This is a genomic window from Streptomyces sp. MBT65, assembly GCF_016612545.1.
Taxonomy (GTDB): Bacteria; Actinomycetota; Actinomycetes; order Streptomycetales; family Streptomycetaceae; genus Streptomyces.
Window position 1 is genome coordinate 1 of the sequence record NZ_JAENRY010000472.1, and the last position, 5,790, is coordinate 5,790.

Annotated in this window: 5 protein-coding genes; all 5 read right to left on the minus strand. The window is 71.4% G+C overall.

From position 1 onward, the window contains the following. Nucleotides 1-23 precede the first annotated feature (23 nt). Nucleotides 24-2,327 carry an SEL1-like repeat protein gene (locus tag JHN63_RS54520; protein ID WP_200691507.1) on the minus strand — a complete coding sequence of 768 codons (2,304 nt, stop codon included), beginning with the start codon at nt 2,325-2,327 and terminating at the stop codon, nt 24-26. A 64-nt stretch (nt 2,328-2,391) separates the two neighbouring features. After that, nucleotides 2,392-3,444 (minus strand): nucleoside triphosphate pyrophosphohydrolase, encoded by a 1,053-nt coding sequence (locus JHN63_RS48400; protein WP_200691508.1) that lies wholly within the window; start codon nt 3,442-3,444, stop codon nt 2,392-2,394. 100 nt (nt 3,445-3,544) lie between these two features. After that, nucleotides 3,545-4,192 (minus strand): SurA N-terminal domain-containing protein, encoded by a 648-nt coding sequence (locus tag JHN63_RS48405; RefSeq protein ID WP_200691509.1) that lies wholly within the window; start codon nt 4,190-4,192, stop codon nt 3,545-3,547. Between the two features lie 150 nt (nt 4,193-4,342). Continuing rightward, nucleotides 4,343-5,170, minus strand: a complete 828-nt coding sequence (locus JHN63_RS48410) for a glycoside hydrolase domain-containing protein (protein WP_200691510.1) — start codon at nt 5,168-5,170, stop codon at nt 4,343-4,345. A gap of 155 nt (nt 5,171-5,325) precedes the next feature. Beyond that, nucleotides 5,326-5,790, minus strand: a 465-nt coding sequence (locus JHN63_RS48415; protein WP_374223019.1) for a tol-pal system YbgF family protein, incomplete at its 5' end; no start/stop codon positions are given.

Consider the following 5,790-nt stretch of genomic DNA (forward strand, 5'->3'; position numbering starts at 1 on the left):
GTTCGGGGGGCTGGGCTGGTTGGTCACTCGGTGACGGTATCCGGGACCTGGGGGACGTCGCCCTCGGGCGGTGGTAAGGGGAGGGCCGCGAGGAGGCCGGTGGGGTTGGCGTCGGCGGCCCTGCGGTACCAGTCCTGGGCTTCGGCGAGCTTGCCCTCCAGCTCCAGCAACTGGGCTATGGACAGTTCCACGTCCGTGACGCCCCCGTCGAGGGCTTGGCGGTACAGCGCCATCGCCTCCTCGAAGGGGACCGGGCCCTCGCCCTGACTCTTTCTGACCATCCACAGGCCGAGGTTGTGCGCCGCGTTCGCGTCTCCGGCGCGTGCGGCCCGCTCGTAGAGGGAGACCACCTTCGCCTCGTCGGGCTCCGGTTCCCAGGAGAGGTGGACGCCGAGTTCGCCCGCGGCGCGCGCGTCCCCCCATGCGGCGGCGTAGCTCAGCCAGACGCGCGCCTCCGGGTCGCGCCATCGGCTGAGGAGCGCGCCGAGGCTCAGCGCGACCTCGCGTCGGCCCGCCGCGGCGGCCTTGCGGTACCAGTGGATCGCCTCGTCCTCGCGGCCGGTGCCGACCAGCATGTCGCCGAGTCGGTGGGCGGCCGCGGGGTCGCCGGCCTCGGCGGCTCTGCGCAGCCATGTCTCGGCCCGGTCGCGGAGGACACCTCCGAGGGTGGTCGCGGCCCAGGAACTGCCGGCCTCGGCCGCCCGCTCCAGATAGGGCATGGCCAGTGGGACGCCCCCGAACGTCAGGAAGAACGTGGCCAGTTCGACATCCCCCTGGATGCCGCCCACCGCTGCCGCCCGGTGGAGCAGGTCCCGGCGCTCCTCGGGTCCGACGCGGGCGGCGAAGGCGATCATCAGCGCCATGTCCTCCCCCTTGAGCCGGGGGCCCAACACGGTACGGGCCGCGTCGAGGACGGCATCACGGTCGACGGCGAGGCCCGGCCAGGACCGGTCCAGCAGTGTCCACCACACCCCGTCCGGCACCGGTTCCAGATTGCCGCCCGCCCTCAGGGCCTCCGCGACCAGGGCCCCGTACGCCCGCCAGGTCCCCGTCGTATCCCCTTGCACCAGGAGCCCCGACACCCCGAACAGCGGTGTCGTCGCCCAGGCGAGAGCCTCCTCGAACGACTCGCGTTCCTCCGCCCCGTACTGCTCCTCGACCGCTCTCAACAACTCCGGCGGCACCGCTCCCCTGACCCCGCACCGGGCGAGATCGACCGCGACCCGGACCAGTAACTGCCCACGCGGGTGCTGCACTTGGGTCCCCACGCGCCGCCACTCGTCGAACAGCAGATGCCCGATCGCGAAGTACGAGGCCGCGCCCTCCCGACCGCTCCACATGTACGCCGGGTACGCGCGCGGGTCGTCGAGCCCCGCCAGTCGCTCCAGTTCGGCGTCGCTCCACTCGCGCGCCAGCTCCACCGTGCGGGCCGCCGCGACGACCCGCTCGCCCGGGGCCGTCCCGGAGCGGCGCCGGTAGTACTCGTTGGGGCTGATCGTGCCGACCAGGACAGCGCCGAGGGCAGTGAACCGTCCCAGGAGCTTCAGGTCGAGACCGCCGCTCCCCAGGTGGTCGGTCACCTCGTCCAGCCAGATGACGTAGTCACCGGGTTTCCCGTCCAGCGCGCTCAGCACGGCGCGCAGGTCGTCACCCGAGTCCGGCGCGTAGAGCAGGTGCTTCGTCAGCGACCGCACTCCGTGCCACGCCGTGTACGACTTGCCGGCGTACGGCTCTCCGAGGATCAGCACCAGGCCGTTGTGTTCGAGACGGGTCCGGAGGTCGTCGTCGCAGTCCCGCCGTACGTACGGCGGGACGTCGGGCAGACCGGGCACATGCCGCGTCGGACGTACGCCGAACTCCACGGGTCCGACCTGTCCTACGAGGCGCCAGGCGGCCGGGGCGGGAACAGTGCCGTAGTGGTAGTTGTGCTGGACGGCGGCGACCGTGCCGTTGAAGGTGCCGCCCCGGAAGTCGAGGTGGTCCTGGGACGGAGGTGGGGGTGAGGGTGTCTCGGGTGGGACCGCCGCTGGTGTGGCGGTCAACTCCTTGAGGAGGGCGGTCAGTTCGTCGGCCGCCGTGTCCGGACTGGACGCGTTCATGAGCACGTCGAACAGAGCGAAACGCCACTGCCGCACGACCGAAGCGCTCAGCTGCTCCCGGTAGAGCGTGTCGAGCCGGCCGGAGTAGTCGCCGAGCGGCCCATGGCGCCAGAACCACCCCTCGAAGCCATGCCGAACCGGTCCCCACTCGGCAGCCGAACCGGCCCCGCGCGTCAGCACCTTGGCCGCTGCCCCCGCCAACTGCTCCGCGTCATGCGTCGTCGCCACGTTCGCCCCCCGCGCACCCCTCAACAGCTCCACGCCCAAGGTACTGAGTAAGCCCCCCGCAGGGTCAGCCTTCGGTCACAGTCCCGGCCCCGGTATCGGCAGCGCCCTCCCGCTCCCTGATCGCATCCCGATAGGCCCGCCCCGCCGCCCGCAACGCCGCCTCCGGATCGACCCCGTCCGCCTCCGCGCGTACGGCCAGCGCCAGCAGCTCGTAGCCGATGCCGTCGTCGCCCTTCGGCAGTGGTAGAGGCACCTCAAGTCCCGCCGTCCGCACACGCGATGCCAGCTTCGCCGCGAGGGCCAGGCCGGGCTGGCCCATGGGGATGCCCTCGGTGACGGAGGTGCGCTGTTTCTCTATCGCCTTCGTGCGGAGCCAGTGCGCCTTGACCTCTTCGGGAGTCGACGCCGTCTCGTCGCCGAAGACGTGGGGGTGACGGTGGATCAGCTTGGTGATGATGCCGGCGGCCACGTCGTCGATGGAGAAGGGGGTGTCGGGGTCCTCCTCGGCGATACGGGCGTGGAAGACGACCTGGAGAAGGACGTCGCCCAGTTCCTCGCGCAGTTCGTCGCGGTCGCCCTCCTCGATCGCCTCGACGAGTTCGTACGCCTCCTCGATGCCGTACTTCGCCAGGCCCTGGTGGGTCTGCTGCGAGGACCACGGGCACTCGGCGCGGATGCGGTCCATGACCTGGACGAGGTCGAGGAGACGGGCGCCGGGAAGGTCATAGGAGGCGGGGAGCAGTTCCAGGTCCGGCATCTGGACGCGGCCCGAGCCGGCGAGGCGGGCCAGGCCGTCGGTGAGGGTGGGCTCGCCCTCGCCCGTGGCCACGATCACCACGGTGTGGCCGCCCGCGCAGACGGCGACCAGTTCCTCGGCGGTCGGGGACGCCTCGTCCACCCGTATCCCGGCCTCGGTCAGATACGGCAGCTGCGGATGCGCCCCGTCCGCGCACAGCACCCGGTCGGCGTCGCGCAGCGCCTGCCAGGCGGGCCAGGACAGCAGGCCGGGGGCGACACGGTGGCTGGTGGTGAGCAGGACGATACGGCCGGGGGCGGGTGCGGGGGTGCCGTCGGGTGCGAGGCCGGTCGCGTCGGAGCTGGGGCTGGTTGCGTTCACCCTCCGAACGTAACCCACGCCACCGACAGCCCCGGAGTTGTCCACAGGCCACTCGGCGCCCAGCGCCAGGTCGCCTGCGCCAAGCGCGCCCGCCGTACCGTTACGCCGGCTGCTGGGTCGCCGCCGCCGTGACCTCCCGCACCCAGGGCGTCTTCGCGTCCACCCGGCTGCTCTTGGTCACGTCCCACGTGCCGTAGCGCGGATTGAGGTCGACGTGGAGTTCCTTGGAGGCGTTGGAGAGGGCCTTCCAGAAGGCGGGCTGGGAGGTGTCGGTGCCGAGTTCCGCGGCGAGTTTGCGGCCCTCCACCTGGAGGCGGAGGTTCTCGTCGAGGCGCTGCGGGGGGACGCCGTACTGGGCGAGCCAGGTCGCCTCCAGGGCCTTGGCGCCGCCCGCCTGCTGGGCGAGGGCGGACCGCATGTCCTGGATGTCCTTGCGGGTGACGGTGACCCCGGCGTCCTGCGCGGCACGGTGGACGACCTGGTCGAAGACCATGCCGTAGAGCGTCTCGCGGGTGAGGCCGCCGGTGGTGGCGATGGCCCGCTCGTACTGTGCCTCGTTCTGCACGGACGCCCGCTGGGCCGTACGCACCTCGTTGACCCTGCTCTGCAACTGCGCGACGGTGATGCGCTGCCCGCCCACGACGGCCGCCGCGCCTGGGTGCGCGTCGCTTCCGCAGGCGGTCAGGGCGGGGGCCGCGGCGGCGATCACGGCGGTGAGGACGAGCGCGGTGCGACGGCGGCGGTGCAAGTGAGCCTCCCGTTGGAGATTGTGCGACGGTGCACAAAGTCTTGCGGTGATCGATGTTAGGCAGTGGGTCGCCCGGGGCCAACCCATTCGACCAACGATTCACCAGGACTTCGGGCACCGGCACGCACGCGTGGGGCTCGGGAGCGGGGTTCAGCCGGTGATGGCCACCGGCGCGTCCCACGTGTCGCGGTCCACGGTGATCGTGTAACCGCCGCGCGTCTCCTTGCTGTTGACCATGTACTGGTGGGCGCGGCTGTGGTTGGTGAACTGGGTGGAGCCCCAGGGCCAGTCCGAGGTCGTGGTGTACGTCTTGTCCCACAGCGCGTACCAGAGGTTGCCCGGCAGGTCCGTCTTGTCGGTCGCCGTGGCGATCGCCTTGGCGCTGGAGCTGGAGAAGCCGTAGAGGCCGCTGCGGTAGATCTTGACGTGCAGTTCCTTGTCGAAGGCGCGGACGTACGTCAACACGGCGTTGTTGCAGGCCGTGTTGGTGATGTCGTACGACTCCATGTCGAGGTAGATCGGGCTGCCGGCCTTGAGGCCGAGCGCCGCTGCCTTGGCGACCGCGTCGTCCGCCTCGGACTTGCCGACGGCGGCGGCCGTGGAGGCGCTGATCTTCACCGAGCCGCCGGAGCCACAGGACGGTTGCGAGCCGACGTAGAGCGGGATGAACTTCCAGCCGACCGTGGTGAGGGACTTGACCCAGGAGGCGGTGAGGTTGGGCTGGTTGCAGCCGCGGTTCTTGCCGCCGATGTAGACGGCGGCGGCTCCGTAGGCGCCGTCGGTGTGCCAGGCCTTCATCGCGGCCAGGGAGGGCGCGGCGCAGGTGTCGAAGGCGCGGCCCGTGTAGGTCTTCTGCGCGGGCCAGGTGGTGGCGGCCATCGAGGTCTGCGCGGCGATACCGCCGCCGGCGACGACGGCGGCACCCGCGACGCCCCAGGCGATGTATCTGCGCTTCTTCGACTGCCGGTGCTCGGACATGGAAAGACCCCACCCCTGGTGTACACGTGCTGGTTCGTACGGTGTTGTTCGTACGTATCTGGCAAAAGCGAACCGCACCGTATCCGGTGCCGTTCACGCGTTCGGGAAACTCCGCCCCCAGAAGGTCACAACGTTCTCCCTGGAAACGGCAAAAACTAGCCGCGCACCTGCCCCAGCCATTGCAGCGTCCGCCGGATGTCCGCCGCGAGCGGGTGTCCGGGGCCGTGCCGGTGCTCGACGTCGACCAGGAGGCGGCCGAGGGTCTCGTGGGCCGCGCCGCGGTCGCCGAGCGCGAGCAGCAGGTGGCCCATGCGGCGGCGCACCTCGTGGGCGAGCTCGGGGTCGCCGGCCATGTACTGGTTCTCGTAGTACGGCAGCAGCGCGCGGTACTCCGCGAGGGCCGCCGCCGGGTCGCCGAGCGACTCCAGGCACTGGGCGGCCTCGTAGCGGTAGCGCAGGGACTGCGGGTCGGACGGGCCCGCCTCGGCGGCGCGCTCGTCGGCGAGGCGGCGCAGTTCGGGCAGCGCGCGCCGGTACTGGCCGTCGTCCATGAGGGTGGCCGCGTACTGCTTGCGCAGGGTGCGCACGACCGGGGAGTGCGCGCCCTGCGCAAGCAGTAC

Coding starts and splice junctions, on each gene's coding strand:
- JHN63_RS48410 (WP_200691510.1), bottom strand. CDS start 5,170: ATGTCCGAGCACCGGCAGTCGAAGAAGCGCAGATACATCGCCTGGGGC.